Raw genomic sequence first — 14,649 nt, 5'->3', positions numbered from 1 at the left:
CGGTGCCCCGGGCGCCGCCCGCGCCCGGCGGAAGGAGTGCCTGGATGGGGGCGACCGACGCGTTCCCCGGCGGCATGGGCCCCGCCGGGGCGGCACCGGGGGACGCGGGCGGCCTTCTCGACGCGCTGGGCGTGGCCGCGGTCGTGCTCGACGCGCGTGGCCGGATCGCGCTGTGGAGCCCCCAGGCCGAGGCCCTGTTCGGCTGGAGCGCCGCGGAGGCGCTGGGCCGCCCGGCCGCCCAGCTGCTGGTACCGCCCGAGCACACCGAACTGGTCCTCCAGCTGTTCTCCCAGGTCATGGACGACGGTGCCACCTGGGCGGGCTCCTTCCCGGTCCGGCACAAGGACGGCACCACCCGCCCCGTCGAATTCCGCAACATGCGGCTCACCGACACCGAGGGCCGCGTCTACGCCCTCGGCATGGCCTGCGACCGTCAGCTGCTGCGCCGCGTCGAACGCGACCTGGCGCTCTCCGTCCGGCTCGTCGCCCAGTCCCCGATCGGCCTCGCCGTCCTCGACACCGACCTGCGGTACGTCATGGTCAACGCGGCGCTGGAACGCCTCAACGGCCAGCCCGCGGGTGCCCAGCTCGGGCTGCGCCCCGACGCCTGCCTCAGCTTCCTGGACACCGACATGCTGATGACCAGCATGCGCAAGGTCCTCGCCACTGGCACCCCGCGCCTCGACCAGGTCACCGTCGGCTGCCCGCCCGACGACCCCGGCACCGAGCACGCCTGGTCGGTCTCCCACTACCGGCTGGAGGGCCCCGGCGGCCAGGTGCTGGGCGTGGCCTCCTCGGTGCTGGACGTCACCGACCACCACCGAGCCGCCACCGAGGCGGCCCGCGCCCGCCGCCGCCTCGCCGTCATCGCCGACGCCTCCGCCACCGTCGGCACCACCCTCGACGTGGACCGCACCGCCCGCGAACTCGCCGACGTCGTCGTACCGGAGCTGGCCGACCTCGCCGCCGTCGACGTCCTCGACAGCGTCCTGGAGGGCCGCAGCCCCCTCCCGCCCGTCCCGGACGGCCCCGTGCGCTTCCGGGCGCTCGCCGTCGCCAGCGCCCGGCCCACCGAGGCCGAGCAGGCCGTCGACCCGGCCGGGCAGCTCGCCGCCTACGACGCCGAGCGCGTCATCACCCAGTGCGTGACCACCGGCCGCCCGGTGCTCCTCGCCCGGGTACGCCCCGCCGACCTGCCGCGGATCGCCGCCGACGAGGACGGCGCCGCGGCCCTGGCGCGCGCCGGGCTCCGCTCCTACCTCGGGGTCCCGCTGATCGCCCGCGGCGAGGTCCTCGGCGCGGTGTCGCTCTACCGCGTCCGTCACGACGCGCCGTTCGACGAGGACGATGTGGTGCTCGCCGTCGAACTCGCCGCCCGCGCCGCCGTCTGCATCGACAACGCCCGCTCGTACCAGAGCGAACGCCGCACCGCGCTGACCCTCCAGCGCCATCTGATGAGCGAGGCGCCCGCGCAGCCCGCCGGGATGGCCATCGCCCACCGCTACCAGCCGGCCCGCGCCGCCGTGGAGATCGGCGGCGACTGGTTCGACGCCCTCGCGGTGGCCGGTGACAAGACCGCCCTGGTCGTCGGCGACGTCATGGGCAGCGGCATCAACGCCGCGGCCACCATGGGGCAGTTGCGCACCACCACCCGCGCCCTGGCCGACCTCGATCTGGAGCCCGCTGAGGTGCTGCGCCACCTCGACCACGCCGCCGCCGGACTCGATCCCGCCTTCGCCACCTGCATCTACGCCGTCTACGACCCGCACGCCGGGGAGTGCCGGATGGCGAGCGCCGGGCATCTGCCGCCCGTCGTCGTCCGCCCCGGGCCGCGCCCCGCCCTCGTCCACCTGCCGACCGGCGCACCGCTCGGCGTCGGCGGCGTCCCCTTCGAGCAGACCGCCGTCCCGCTGCACCCCGGCGACCGCCTGGTGCTCTACACCGACGGACTGGTGGAGACCCGCGACACCCCGATCGACCGCCGCCTGGGCTGCCTCGTCGACCTGCTCGCCGCCCCGCACGACGACCTGGAGGAGCTGTGCGACCACCTGCTGGCCGCGCTGCGCCATCCGCAGGACCACGACGACGTCGCCCTGCTCATCGCCCACGCCACGGGCCTGTCCCCGCGCACCTGACCGCCCGGCGCGCGGGGGACGCCGTCGTTACTTCACCGCCCCCAGGGACAGCCCCTGCACCAGTTTGTCCTGGGCGGCGAAACCGGCGGCCAGCACCGGCAGCGAGATCACCGTGGCCGCCGCGCAGACCTTGGCCAGGAAGAGGCCCTGGCTGGTGACGAAGCCGGTCAGGAACACCGGCGAGGTGCCCGCCACCACGCCGGTCAGCACCCGCGCGAAGAGCAGTTCGTTCCAGCTGAAGAGGAAGGAGATCAGCGCGGTGGCGGCGATACCGGGCAGCGCGACCGGGCCGACGATGCGCAGCAGCGTGGTGGCCAGACCCGCGCCGTCCAGCGACGCCGCCTCCAGCATCTCGACCGGCACCTCCGCGAGGAACGACCGCATCATCCACACCGCGATCGGCAGGTTCATCGAGGTGTAGAGGACGACCAGCAGCCAGATGTCGTCCAGCAGCCCGGTGTTCTGCGCGACGAGGTAGACCGGCAGCAGCCCGGCCACCAGCGGCAGCATCTTCGTCGACAGGAAGAAGAACAGGACGTCGCTCCACTTGCGCACCGGCCGGATCGACAGCGCGTACGCCGCCGGGACGGCGAGCAGCAGCACCAGCAGCGTGGAGAGGACCGACGCGGTGAGCGAATTGACCAGCGGCGGCCAGGGGCTGAGCCCGCCGCCGCCCGCGCCGAAGAACTCGCGGTAGCCGTGGAGCGTCAGCGGGGCGGTGAGCGAGGGCGGGTTGGTCGCCGCGTCCTGCTCGCTGTGGAGCGACGTCAGCACCATCCAGGCGACCGGCAGGAAGAACGCGATCCCGCAGAGCCAGGCCACCAGCCCCAGCAGGCCGTTGGCGCGGCGGCGGCGCCGCAGGGAGGCGGGCGCGGTGGTCGGGGTCATCGGGTGATCTCCTCGCGGAGCAGGGACGACACGGTGCGCAGCGCGAAGGTCGCCACCAGCAGCGAGCACAGCACGACCACCACCCCCTGCGCGGACGCCCGGCCGTAGTCATGGGCCTGGTAGAAGGTCTGGTAGAGGGTGTACGGGAGAGTGGCGGTGCCCAGGCCGCCCGAGGTGATCGTGAACACCGCGTCGAAGTTCTGCACCACGTACACCGTGCCCAGCAGCGCCGCCAGCTCCAGGTAGCGGCGCAGATGCGGCAGCGTCAGATACCGGAAGATCGCGAACGTCCCGGCGCCGTCCATCCGCGCCGCCTCGATCGCGTCGGCCGGACGGGACTGGAGCCCGGCCAGCAGGATCAGCATCATGAACGGCGTCCACTGCCAGATCAGCGCCGTCTCGACGGCGGCCAGCGGCGACGACGTCATCCAGTCCGGCTGCGGTGCGCCGTCACTGCCGAACAGCCGCCACACCGCGGTCAATGCGCCGTTGAGCAGCCCGTACGACGCGTTGTACAGCGCGTGCTTCCACAGCAGCGCGGCGGCCACCGGGACGACGAGGAACGGCGTGATCAGCAGCGTGCGCACGAGGCCCCGGCCGAAGAACTTCCGGTCCAGCAGCAGCGCCAGCCCCAGCCCCAGCACCAGGCTGACCAGGACCACCGTCACCGTCAGCAGCACCGTCGTGGCGACCGAGGCGCGCAGCGCCGGGTCGGTGAAGACCGCGGCGTAGTTGTCGAGGGCGGCGAAGCCGCGGCGGTCGGGGGCGAGCGCGTTCCAGCGGGTGAAGGAGAGCACCACCGTGGCCACGAACGGCAGTTGGGTCACGATGATCAGGAACACCAGCGCGGGCAGCAGCGGCGCGCGCCGCGCCCACTCCTTCGCCCGCCGGGCGGCCGCGCCCCGCACGGGCACGGCGCCACCGGACGCGGCGCCACTCCGCACGGTCTCAGCGGTCGGTGTAGGCATCGGACACCTCCTGGGCGAGCCGCCGGCTCTCGGCGAGGGCCGCGGCCACGCTCTGCTTGCCCGCGAGGGCCGCGCTGATCTCCTGGGACACCTTGGTGCCCAGGTCGGAGAACTCGGGTATGCCGACGAACTGGATACCGGGCGCCGGACGCGGCTGCACCCCCGGGTCGTCGGGCCGCGCGGTGCGGATCGCCTCCTCCGTCGCGGCGGCGAAGGCGCCCGACTCCTTGCGGTACTCGGGGTCGCGGTAGAGCGAGGCGCGTTTGCCGCCCGGCGCCCGCGACCAGCCCCACTCCTTGCCGACCAGCCGCTCGTAGCCCTTGCCGGACGCCCAGGAGACGAACTTCCAGGCGGCGCCTTGATGGCGGCTCGCCTTCTGCACGCCCCAGGCCCAGGTGTAGAGCCAGCCCGCGCTCTTCGTCTTCTCGACCGGCGCCGGCACGTAGCCGATCTTCCCGGCAACCTTGGAGCCGTCGCTCTCCAGCGACCCGGCGCCCGCCGTCGCGTCGTACCACATGGCGACCTTGCCCTGCTGCATGTCGTTGAGGCACTCGGTGTAACCCGCCTGCGGGGCGCCCGCCTCGCCGTGCTCACGGACCAGATCGACGTAGAACTGCGTGGCCCGGGTGAACTCGGGGGAGTCGACGCCCGGTTTCCAGTCCTTGTCGAACCAGGTGCCGCCGAAGGTGTTGACGACGGTGGTCAGCGGCGCGGCCAACTGGCCCCAACCGGGCTGGCCGCGCAGGCAGATGCCCTTCATTCCCTTACGGGCGCCGTCCAGCTTCGCGGCCAGCGCGGCGACCTGACGCCATGTCGGACGGTCGGGCATGGTCAGGCCCGCGTCGGCGAGGACGTCCTTGCGGTACATCAGGAACGATGACTCGCCGTAGAACGGCTCGGCGTAGATCTTCCCGTCCGCCGCGGTCAGCGAGGAGCGGACCGGCGCCAGGATGTCCCGCTGGTCGAACTCCGGGTCCTTCGCGGCGCGTTCGCCCAGCGGGGTCAGCCAGCCGTTGCGGGCGTAGATCGGCGTCTCGTAGTTGCTGAGGCTGGCGACGTCGTACTGTCCGGCCTGGCTGGAGAAGTCCTGGCTCATCTTGTCGCGCAGATCGTCCTCCGGCAGCAGCGTGAAGTGCACCTTGATGCCGGTCTTCGCGGTGAAGTGCCGGGCGGTCAGCCGCTGGAGGTCGACCATCTGCGGGTTGTTGACCATCAGGACGTTGATCGTGTCGCTGCCGTCGTTGCCGGTGTCACCGGCGCCGCGGTAGCAGCCGGTGGTGGTCAGCGCCAGGGCCAGGGCGAGGGCGGCCGGTGCCGCCGTGCGGGCCCGGCGGTTTCCGGGGGAGCGTGCTCTCACGGCTCGTACCTTTCTGGACGTGTCCGGGCCGCCGCGCCCGGGGACGCGACGGCCCGCACGGGGCGAGGGGCGGCCGACGGCCGCGGCGGCGGACGGAGGCGGCGGTGCCGGGCGCGGCCCGCCCGGGTCAGACCCGGAGCACCTGCGGCCCCAGGAGGGAGTAGCGGTGGGCCTCCGGCGCGGACAGTCCGGCGTCGGTGACGACGGTGTGCACGTCCCCGATCTCCGCGAACCGGCAGAAGCTGCTCGCCCCGAACTTGCTGTGCACCCCCACCAGCACCCGCCGCCGCGAGGACCGCACGGCCTGCTCCTTGACCTCGGCGACCGCCGGATCGGGCGTGGTCAGTCCGCGTTCGCGGGAGATGCCGTTGGCGCCGAGGAACGCCAGGTCGATGACGAACCGGGCGAGCATGTCCCGCGCCCAGGAGCCGACGGTCGCCTGCGTCCCGCCACGGACCCGGCCACCGGCCAGCAGCACGGTCGTGGACTCGTTGGCCGACACCAGGGACGCGGTGCGCAGCGACGGGGTGATCACGGTCAGCGGCCGGTCGGCCGGGAGCAGCCCGGCGACCAGCTCCGGGGTGTACCCCTCGTCGACGAAGACCGTCTCCGCCTCGCCGAGCAGCTGCGCCGCGGCCGCCGCGATCCGGCGCTTCTCGGGGACCTGCTGGGTCTCCCGGCGCGCCAGCGTCGTCTCGAAGCCCGCGCTCTCGACCGGGTAGGCGGCGCCGTGCGTGCGCCGCACCAGGCCGCGCCGCTCCAGCTCGCTCAGGTCCCGCCGTACGGTCTCCCGGGCGACGGCGAACTCCTCGGCGGCGTCGGCGACCTCCACCCGGCCGGTCTGCCGGGCGAGCACGAGGATCCGGTGCTGGCGTTCCTCGGCCCTCATGGCTCTCTCCTGCGCTGTACGGTCGGCCCGCTCGGGCACGGATCAGGGGGCGCGCGCCGATCCGTTCGGTCATGGACCTGCCCGTTTCTGCCCGCCCGAGGTTTATAGCAACCGATCCTGGGCGTCTCGCTGCCCGCAGGGAGAGAAAAGTTGCCTGCTTCTGCCCGCACTTTTCCGCTCCGTGACGGCCTTGTGATTCGATGGCTGCCCGTTTGGCCGCTCCGGGCGGTCCGCGGACATCTGCGGGCGCGCGGACCCCGGCGAATTCCGGCCGGACCGGCTGACCGAATCGCTCCCGAATGACCGTAAAAGATCATCCAGGGCCCCGGATGATCACTCGTGCGAGGGGTTCGGCACGCCCCTGGAACGGCCCTGAGCGGCGGCGGAGCACCCGCCCGCACCGCCGCACACCGGCCCGCCCGCCGGGGGCACGCCCCGAGCGCGCTCCCGGCCGCGGCGGCGAGGCCCACCGCCGGGCCGCTTACGCTGGACGGCATGAGTGCGGATATGCGGTCGCTGGCGGTCACGGCACTCGTCCAGGCGGACGAGTGCGCCGTGCTGCGTGTCACGGGGGAGCTGGATCTCCGCACCGAGCAGGCATTTCTCGCCGAGGCCCGGTCCGTCGTCTCGGCCGGACACCGCTTCCTCGTGCTCGATCTGACCGCGCTGCGGTTCTGCGACTCCCGAGGCCTGAGCTGCCTGCTCGCCCTGGAATGGCTCTGCCGCCGCCTGGAGGGCCGCCTCCTCCTCGCCTCCCTGGGCGTGCGGATGCTGCGCCTGCTGGTGGGCACCCAGTCGCTCGGCGTCTTCTCCTGCTTCCCGACCGTCGGCCACGCCCTGACGGCCGTCCCGTACGCCAGCCGCCCCGTCTGGCCCCCGGAGCCGGACGACCCGCAGACGCCCGACGCCACGGACCGGGAACCGCACACCGGCGGCCCGGCCCCCGCCTGACCGCGGGCCCCGCTTCGCGCCCGCCGGACGGCACCCGGCCGTGTCATGTCCGATTGATACGCTGCGCCCGGCCGTAACGGGGAGAGGGGCATCAGGTGCCGGGTGCTGAGGTGGCGCAGGCGCGCCGCGGACGGTCGTCGCTCCGCCAGGAGGTCGCGGACGAGATCAAGCGCCATATGCTCGACAACCGCATGCGCCCCGGCGACCTCCTCCCCACCGAGTCCGCACTGTGCGCCACCCTCGGCGCCAGCCGCTCCAGCGTCCGCGAGGCGGTCAAGTCCCTCGCCGCGCTCGACATCGTCGAGGTCCGCCACGGGCACGGCACCTACGTCGGCGGCCTTGGCCTTTCCGCGCTCGCCGAGAGCGTCACCTTCCGCGGACTGCTCAGCCCCGACGACGACTTCCGCGCCTACGCCGACCTCGTCGACGTCCGGGAACTCTTCGAACGCGGCAACGCCGATGGCATCGTCGCCGCCCTGACCCCCGCTCAGCTCGACGCGCTGGACGACCTGGTCACGGAGATGGCCCGCCACCCCGCGGGCGGCGACGGCTTCACCGCCGCCGACCGCGCCTTCCACACCCTCCTCGTCGCCCCTCTCGGCAACGACCTCATCAGCCAGCTCACCCAGGCGTTCTGGGACAGTTACGCGACCGTCGGCCCGCAGCTGGACATGGTCACCCTCGACGACGAACGGCAGACCCTCGCCGCCCACCGCGCGATCGTCGACGCGGCCCGCTCCGGCGATGCGAGCGCCTTCGCGGCGGCGATCGGGGCGCATTACGCGCCGGTACGGGGGCGGGTGGCGGCGGCTCGGGGGCCTGCGGCGCGTTCGTAGCCGTCGCTGGTCGCGGTACTCGTCGGCCTGTCCGCACGGCCTTCGGCACCGGGCCCTGGGATCTCCTGCGGTGCTCCCGGGGCCGGGGAAGGCGGCGCGCCGTCCGTGGAGCCCGCGCCAGGGGCGTCCGGGCCGTCCGGGGCCGGGGGATCCGCCGGGCCGCCCGTACGGTCCGCGCCAGGGGCCTGGGGCGCGTCGCCCGACCCGCCCGCGTCCGGGAGCGCCGCCGCGGCGCCCGGCCCGCCCGCCTCCTGGAACCCCACCGCGCCCTCCGGCACCGCCCCCTCCCCCAACGCCCTGATCAGCGCCGCGACCGGTGGACGCCGCCGGGCCACCGCGTCCACCGCCACCACGAGATGCCGTTCCAGCGCGTCCGTCAGCGGCACCACGGTGACGCCCTCCGACCGCAGCCGCAGCATCAGATCCGTCACCGGTGCCACGCCCAGCCCCGCCGCGACCATCGCCAGTGACGTCGCCGTGTCGGTGACCTCGTGCGCCACCCGCGGCTCGAACCCGGCGCGGCGGCACGCGGTGCGCACCGCCCGCCCGTAGTACGACGCGGGCGCGGGAAGGATCCATGCCAGTTCCGCCGCCCGGGCCAGCCGCAGCGCGCCGCCTGACGGGGCGGGCACCCGGCCGGGACCGCCAGCGCGAACCGCTCGGTCCGCAGCCGCACCAGCTCCACCTTTCCGTCGCGCGGCAGCGGAGCGTCCGGATAGTCCAGCCCCAGCGCCAGATCGACCCGCCCCGCGCACACCTCCGCGTACGCCTGGTCCACGTCCACCTCGCGGCTCACCACCCGTACCGCCGGATGGCGCGACCGCAGCCGGTGCAGCGCCGGTGGCAACAGCACCGCCGCCGCGCTGCCGAACACCCCCAGCACCAGCCGCCCGCCGACCTCGCCCCGCCCGCGCTCCACCGCCGCCAGCGCCTCCGCCTGCGCCGCGAGGATCCGTTCGGCGTGCACCGCGAGGGTGCGTCCGGCGTCGGTCAGCTCCACCCGGCGGCCCGCCCGCCGCACCAACTCCGCGCCGGTGGCCCGCTCCAGCGCGGCGATGTGCTGCGACACCGCGCCGGGCGTGTACCCGAGCGCAGCGGCGGCCGCGTCGCGACCGGGCGGCCGCCGCCCTCGCCCGCTGCGGCGCCACCCTCGCCCTCGATCCCGCTGCCACCCCGCCCGGCGCCGCGCTCACTGCCCGTACGCCGCTGACCGGCGGCATCCTCGGGACGCTGCCGGCCACCGGAGCCGACGAGGCGGACGCCGCGCTCGCCGACGCCCACCGCGCCTTCCACGCCTGGCGGACCGTCCCCGCGCCCCGCCGCGGCGCGTTCGTCAAACGGCTCGGCGCGCTGATCGACGTCCACCAGGACGACCTCGCCGACCTGGTGACCATCGAGGCGGGCAAGATCCGCTCGGAGGCGCTGGGCGAGGTCCGCGAGATGACCGACATCTGCGACTTCGCCGTGGGCCTCTCCCGCCAGCTGTGCGGCCGCACCATCGCCGGTGAACGCCCCGGCCACCGCCTTGGCGAGACCTGGCACCCGCTCGGCGTCACCGGCGTCATCACCGCCTTCAACTTCCCCGTCGCCGTATGGTCCTGGAACGTCGCGCTCGCCCTCGTCTGCGGCGACCCCGTCGTCTGGAATCCGTCCGAACTCACCCCGCTCACCGCCCTCGCCTGCACCGCCCTGCTGGCGCGGGCGGCCGCCGGCACCGGCGCGCCGGACGGCCTGCACCATCTGCTGCTCGGCGGCCCCGACCTCGGCGCGCTCCTCGCCGATGACGCCCGGGTGGCGCTGGTCAGCGCGACCGGCTCGGTACGGATGGGCCGCGCCGTCGCGCCCCGCGTCGCCGCCCGCTTCGGCCGGACCCTGCTGGAGCTGGGCGGCAACAACGCCGCCGTCGTCGCCCCCTCCGCCGATCTCGATCTCGCCGTCCGCGGCATCGTCTTCGCCGCCGCCGGGACCGCGGGCCAGCGCTGCACCAGCCTGCGCCGCCTCCTCGTCCACGAGGACGTCGCCGACTGCCTGCTGCCGCGCATCGCCGACGCCTACCGCGGCCTCACCGTCGGCGACCCGTTCGCCGACGCCACCCTCGTCGGACCGCTCGTCCACCGCGCCGCCCGCGACGCCATGGACGAGGCGCTGGCCGCCGCGCGCCGCGACGGCGGCACCGTCCTCGCCGGGGGCGAGGCGTGCCTGACCGGCGAGGCACCGGACGCCGCGTACGTCCGCCCGGCGCTGGTCCGCATGGACCGGCAGACCACCGTCGTCCGCACCGAAACCTTCGCCCCGATCCTCTACGCGCTGACCTACCGCACCCTGGACGAGGCCATCGCCCTCAACAACGCGGTCCCGCAGGGTCTTTCGGCGAGCATCTTCACCCGCGACCAGCGGGAGGCCGAACGCTTCCTCGCCGCCGACGGCTCCGACTGCGGCATCACCAACGTCAACATCGGTACCTCGGGCGCCGAGGTCGGCGGCGCGTTCGGCGGGGAGAAGGAGACCGGCGGCGGCCGCGAATCGGGCTCCGACGCCTGGCGCGGCTACATGCGCCGCGCCACCAACACCGTCAACTACTCCGACGCGCTCCCGCTCGCCCAGGGCGTCACCTTCCTGTGACGGCACCGCTCCCGGGCCCGACCGCTCCCGGGCCCGACCGCTCCCGGGCCCGACCGCTCCCGGGCCCGACCGCTCCCGGAACCCGGGCCCGCCCGGGACCCGGGAGCGGCCGGTCAGCAGGGTCCGCCCAGATCTCGTACCAGCGTCGGCGAGGGCCGCGGGATCTCCCCGAAATCCTCGTCGTCGCCGTCCACCGTCAGCCGGTTGATCACGCCCTCCAGCGCGGGCGGCAGCGTCGGCGCGAGCCCGCTGTGCCACTGCACGAGAAGGTTGTGGCGGGCGGCGTCCGGCAGCAGCTGACGGGTGTCGAACGCCGGGATCTGCCGCCGCTCCTCGTCGGGGGAGTGCGCCGCCTGCTCCCGCCAGTACGCCGCGTCCCGGAAGTCGCCGTTGCGGCGGTGCGCCAGATAGAGGCAGTACGCCGCGGTCCGGCTGCCCGCCCCGGCACCGAAGTGCCACCAGAAGTGCGCCGCCTCGCTCCGCCCCGTGATGTGCAGCAGACACGCGAAGACCAGCGCGCCCTCCGGGTCGATGCGGTGCTCATCGACCAGCCGCTCCAGACTGGCCGCCGCCGCTGCGGCGTTCACCACCAGCGCACACGCCAGCTCCAGCTCGTGCGTCGCCTCGTCCCGCGCACTGGGATACGCACTGGGCGCGCCCCGCTCGGGCCGGACCGCCGGGGGCACGCCGGGCGCCGCACCCGCCCCCGGGCCGTCGCCGTCCAGCAGCCCGAAGCCGTCGAGGACGCCGCGGTCGTCCAACTCCCCGAAACTCTCCAGGTCATCGATGTCGGCGACCGCCGCGGCGGCGTCGAGCAGCGCCTCGACGGTGTCACGCCGACCGGTCCCGTGCGTGAAGGTCATGGCCGGTTCCCCCTTGCGTTTCCCTGATCCATTCCGAGCGCCGCGGCGAGCCTGCGCCTGCCCCGGCTGGCGTGCGAGCGGACGGTGGCCTCGTCGACGCCCAGCAGCGCCGCGATCTGCGCGTCGCCGTACCCGATCACATGCCGCAGCACGATCACGTCGCACTGCCGCTCCGGCAGCCGGGCGATGGCCGCGTACAGCCCCAACTGGCTCTCCAGTAACGCGAACTGCGCCTGGAATTCCCGCAGCAGCGCCTTGGTGACCACCGCGAAGGCCGCGGTCTCGGTGAGCGCGGTGGGCTGCCGGTGGTCGTACAGCCACTCCACGACGCACTCCTTGAGAAGCGCCCAGGCGAATGCCTCCACCGACGCCTGCCGCAGCGCGTGCGGCCACACGGCGGCCAGCCGGCGGAAGGCGCCGCGGGTCACCTCGACGGCGGCGTCGCGTCCCCCGGTGTGCAGATAGGCGTACTTGAGCCACTTCCGCGCATGGGTGGCGTGGAACGCCTCGAAGGAGAGGGACAGGTGACGGTCCGTCTCGGTGCCCTCATCCGTGTCCGTGGTCCCGAAGACGCGCGGCCCGGCGTACCGGCTCATGTACGCCCCTCGCCTGCGCGCCGGGTATGTCGCTGCCGGGCGCGCTGGCACGCCCCGCGTACGCCGGTGGGGAAAGGGGAGCGCGCGGGCAGTTCGGTGCGGGCGGCGGCCGGGGGCCGCCGGGCCCTGGTGGCCTTCCGCCGCGCCGCCGCCGGATGGGCGTGCGCCCCCGCGGATACGGGCGGGAGCCGGTGCCGGTATGCGCTCACGAGCCGTCCTCGTTCCGTTCGCCGTGCACCGCCGTCCCCGGCGCGTCAGATGGCGGGGGAGCGGCGGGAGGACGGTTGTCCTCCCTTCCAATCAACAGGAAAGTGCACCCATTTGTGGCATGGGGGCGAAGAAATCCGCCGCCGGGTATTCATATGACCGCGCGCGACCGGGGTGCGGGCGCCGGGCATCCGCGCGCGCCCCGCGCACGCCGTCCACCCCGCCGTGCGCCCCGGCCGTCCAGGTGCCACGGTGCGGTCCGCGCGGGCCGTGACGGGGCGAGCCCCGGTGTCACAATCGATCATGGTCGCCGGTGCGGCGGCTCACCGGACAGGGGAGGCTGCACACGATGAGCGACCACACCGCATCAGGGGTGGACCTGCGGTTGGACCGGGCCCATTCGGCCCGTATCTACGACTACTTCCTCGGCGGGAAGACCAACTTCCTGGCCGACCGGATGGCGGCCGGAAGCGTCCTCGGCGTCTTCCCCGCGGCGCTGGTCGCCGCCCGTATCAACCGCGAGTTCATGCACCGCGCCACCCGCTTCCTCGCCGAAGCGGGCATCCGCCAGTTCCTCGACATAGGCACCGGCATCCCCACCTCGCCCAACCTCCACGAGATCGCCCAGTCCGTGGCGCCCGACGCCCGCGTCGTCTACACCGACAACGACCCGATCGTCCTCGCCCACGCCGCCGCACTGCTCCAGAGCACCCCCGAGGGCCGCACCGCCTACGTCCAGGCCGATGCCCACGACCCGGGCGGCATCATGGCGGCCCCCCCACTCCTCGAAGCCCTGGACCTCACCCGGCCGGTGGGCCTGAGCCTGAACGCCCTGATGCACTTCGTCACCGACGACGGCCGGGGCCGCGCGCACGCCATCGTCGACACCCTCAAGGACGCGGTGCCCAGCGGCTCCACCCTCGCCATGACCCACGCCACGCCCGACTTCGCGCCCGAGGCGATGCGGGGGATCATCGAGATCTACGCCGACGCCGGGACGGAGCTGCAGTTCCGCTCCCGTACGGAGTTCGCCCGCTTCTTCGACGGCTGGGAACTGCTGGACCCCGGCATCACCCTCTCCCACCAGTGGCGCCCCGACCGCCCCGAGGACGCCACCCACGTCACCGACGCCGAGGCCGCCTGCTACGCGGCGATCGCTCGCAAGCCGTAGGTCGCGGGGCGCGTCCTGCTCGTGTCCGACCCCGGCCCTCCGCCGATGGCGCCCTCACTCCTTCCGGTACCCGTACGCCTCCCCGGCCGCGGCCGACACCGCCACCAGGTCGGCGCCGGTCGACGCGGTGACCACGGCGGCCACCGCGCCCTCCAGGAACGGCGCGTCCACCAGCCGCGCCCCCTCGGGCAGTTCATCGCCCTCCGCCAGCATGGCCTTCACCGTCAGCACCGCGCTGCCCAGATCGACGAGGAGCGCGACGCCCGCCCCGCCGTCCACCGAGCGCGCCGCCTCGGCGATCAGCTCCGCGCTGGTGCCAAGACCGCCGTCCGGTGTGCCGCCCGCCGGGGCCACCGGCGCGCCCGCCCCGGCGCCCGCCAGCCCGGTGGCGAGCGCCGCCACCGACTCCGCCACCGGCCCGCTGTGCGATACCAGCACGATGCCGACCGTGCCTGCCACCGCCGCCCGCCCCGTCACCGCGCCACCTCCGCGAGCGCCGCGAACAGCAGCGCCGACGACGCCGCCCCGGGATCCTCGTGCCCGATGCTGCGCTCCCCGAGATAGCTGGCGCGCCCCTTACGGGCCTGGAGCGGTACGGTCGCCCGCGCGCCCTGCCCGGCGGCCTCGGCCGCCGACGCGAAGCCGTCCGCCAGCGCCGTGACCGCCGGGTCCAGCGCGTCCAGCATCGTCTTGTCGCCCGGCGCCGATCCGCCGAGCTGCCCGACCGCGTCCACCCCGGCGCGCAGCCCGTCCCGCAGCTGCTCCAGGTCGACCCGTTCCGCGTCGCCGAGCGTTTTGCCGGTCCGCCGCAGCAGCGTGCCGTACAGCGGACCGGACGCACCGCCGACCGTGGAGACCAGCGTCCGCCCCGCGGCCATGAGGGCGGCGCCGGGCATCGCCGGGGGCTCCTTCTCCAGGAGGGTGCGCACGGCGGTGAAGCCGCGCTGGAGGTTGCTGCCGTGGTCGGCGTCGCCGATCGCGGAGTCCAGGTCGGTGAGGTGACGGGCCTCCCGGTCGACGGCGGCGGCGACCTCCGTCATCCACCGGACGAAGAACGCGGCATCCAGGGCCGTTTCGGGCACGTGACTCTCCTCTGCTCGTAGCGCTGCGGGCGGTGCGAACGGTACGGGCACCCGGGCGGCGCCCGGGCGCGGGACGGTGACGCG

12 protein-coding genes and 2 pseudogenes are annotated in these 14,649 nt (G+C 74.5%); 5 read left to right on the top strand and 9 right to left on the bottom strand.

The genetic code is table 11. The features are described from left to right. The first annotated feature begins 44 nt into the window (after positions 1 to 44). Positions 45 to 2,135 (top strand): SpoIIE family protein phosphatase, encoded by a 2,091-nt coding sequence (locus tag OG422_RS03170; RefSeq protein ID WP_405739400.1) that lies wholly within the window; start codon positions 45 to 47, stop codon positions 2,133 to 2,135. Between the two features lie 27 nt (positions 2,136 to 2,162). Here the strand turns inward: OG422_RS03170 and OG422_RS03165 are convergent, their stop codons facing one another. From OG422_RS03165 to OG422_RS03150, 4 genes are all read right to left on the bottom strand, one after another. After that, positions 2,163 to 3,023, bottom strand: a complete 861-nt coding sequence (locus tag OG422_RS03165; protein ID WP_143943749.1) for a carbohydrate ABC transporter permease — start codon at positions 3,021 to 3,023, stop codon at positions 2,163 to 2,165. Continuing rightward, positions 3,020 to 3,991, bottom strand: coding sequence for a carbohydrate ABC transporter permease (locus tag OG422_RS03160; RefSeq protein WP_251076842.1), 972 nt, complete (start codon positions 3,989 to 3,991; stop codon positions 3,020 to 3,022). The genes OG422_RS03165 and OG422_RS03160 overlap by 4 nt, the downstream gene beginning before the upstream one ends. Then, a complete protein-coding gene (locus OG422_RS03155) occupies positions 3,972 to 5,348 on the bottom strand; it encodes an ABC transporter substrate-binding protein (RefSeq protein WP_405739395.1) in 1,377 nt (458 codons plus the stop codon). The genes OG422_RS03160 and OG422_RS03155 overlap by 20 nt, the downstream gene beginning before the upstream one ends. 127 nt (positions 5,349 to 5,475) lie before the next feature. Beyond that, complete coding sequence (locus OG422_RS03150; protein WP_143943751.1) at positions 5,476 to 6,237, bottom strand: DeoR/GlpR family DNA-binding transcription regulator; 762 nt, start codon at positions 6,235 to 6,237, stop codon at positions 5,476 to 5,478. Positions 6,238 to 6,744: 507 nt separating this feature from the next. On the opposite strand from OG422_RS03150, the gene OG422_RS03145 reads away from it, so the two are divergent. Further along, positions 6,745 to 7,188, top strand: a complete 444-nt coding sequence (locus OG422_RS03145; RefSeq protein WP_405747619.1) for an STAS domain-containing protein — start codon at positions 6,745 to 6,747, stop codon at positions 7,186 to 7,188. 110 nt (positions 7,189 to 7,298) lie between these two features. Beyond that, positions 7,299 to 8,024, top strand: coding sequence for a FadR/GntR family transcriptional regulator (locus OG422_RS03140; protein WP_405747617.1), 726 nt, complete (start codon positions 7,299 to 7,301; stop codon positions 8,022 to 8,024). Here the strand turns inward: OG422_RS03140 and OG422_RS03135 are convergent. After that, a pseudogene (locus OG422_RS03135) lies at positions 7,967 to 9,093 on the bottom strand (LysR substrate-binding domain-containing protein). The gene OG422_RS03140 and the pseudogene OG422_RS03135 sit on opposite strands and share 58 nt — an antisense overlap. 38 nt (positions 9,094 to 9,131) lie before the next feature. Here OG422_RS03135 and OG422_RS03130 point away from each other — a divergent pair. Next, a pseudogene (locus OG422_RS03130) lies at positions 9,132 to 10,646 on the top strand (aldehyde dehydrogenase family protein); the annotation flags it as partial. Between the two features lie 113 nt (positions 10,647 to 10,759). Here the strand turns inward: OG422_RS03130 and OG422_RS03125 are convergent. Then, positions 10,760 to 11,509, bottom strand: coding sequence for a hypothetical protein (locus tag OG422_RS03125; RefSeq protein WP_405739392.1), 750 nt, complete (start codon positions 11,507 to 11,509; stop codon positions 10,760 to 10,762). Next, positions 11,506 to 12,105, bottom strand: a complete 600-nt coding sequence (locus tag OG422_RS03120) for an RNA polymerase sigma factor (RefSeq protein ID WP_405739389.1) — start codon at positions 12,103 to 12,105, stop codon at positions 11,506 to 11,508. The genes OG422_RS03125 and OG422_RS03120 overlap by 4 nt, the downstream gene beginning before the upstream one ends. 556 nt (positions 12,106 to 12,661) lie before the next feature. Here OG422_RS03120 and OG422_RS03115 point away from each other — a divergent pair. Continuing rightward, complete coding sequence (locus OG422_RS03115) at positions 12,662 to 13,483, top strand: SAM-dependent methyltransferase (RefSeq protein WP_405739386.1); 822 nt, start codon at positions 12,662 to 12,664, stop codon at positions 13,481 to 13,483. A gap of 54 nt (positions 13,484 to 13,537) precedes the next feature. Here the strand turns inward: OG422_RS03115 and OG422_RS03110 are convergent, their stop codons facing one another. Together OG422_RS03110 and dhaL are read right to left on the bottom strand one after the other, a co-directional pair. Then, positions 13,538 to 13,960, bottom strand: coding sequence for a PTS-dependent dihydroxyacetone kinase phosphotransferase subunit DhaM (locus tag OG422_RS03110; RefSeq protein WP_251076555.1), 423 nt, complete (start codon positions 13,958 to 13,960; stop codon positions 13,538 to 13,540). Continuing rightward, positions 13,957 to 14,565 (bottom strand): dihydroxyacetone kinase subunit DhaL, encoded by a 609-nt coding sequence (gene dhaL, locus OG422_RS03105; protein WP_405739383.1) that lies wholly within the window; start codon positions 14,563 to 14,565, stop codon positions 13,957 to 13,959. Before dhaL ends, OG422_RS03110 begins: the two co-directional genes overlap by 4 nt. Between the last annotated feature and the right edge of the window lie 84 nt (positions 14,566 to 14,649).

Origin of the sequence: Streptomyces sp. NBC_01525, assembly GCF_045040405.1 — a bacterium.
Lineage (GTDB): Bacteria > Actinomycetota > Actinomycetes > Streptomycetales > Streptomycetaceae > Streptomyces > Streptomyces benahoarensis.
Note: the sequence above shows the minus strand (reverse complement) of the source record. Positions and strands in the feature narration are given on the sequence as shown.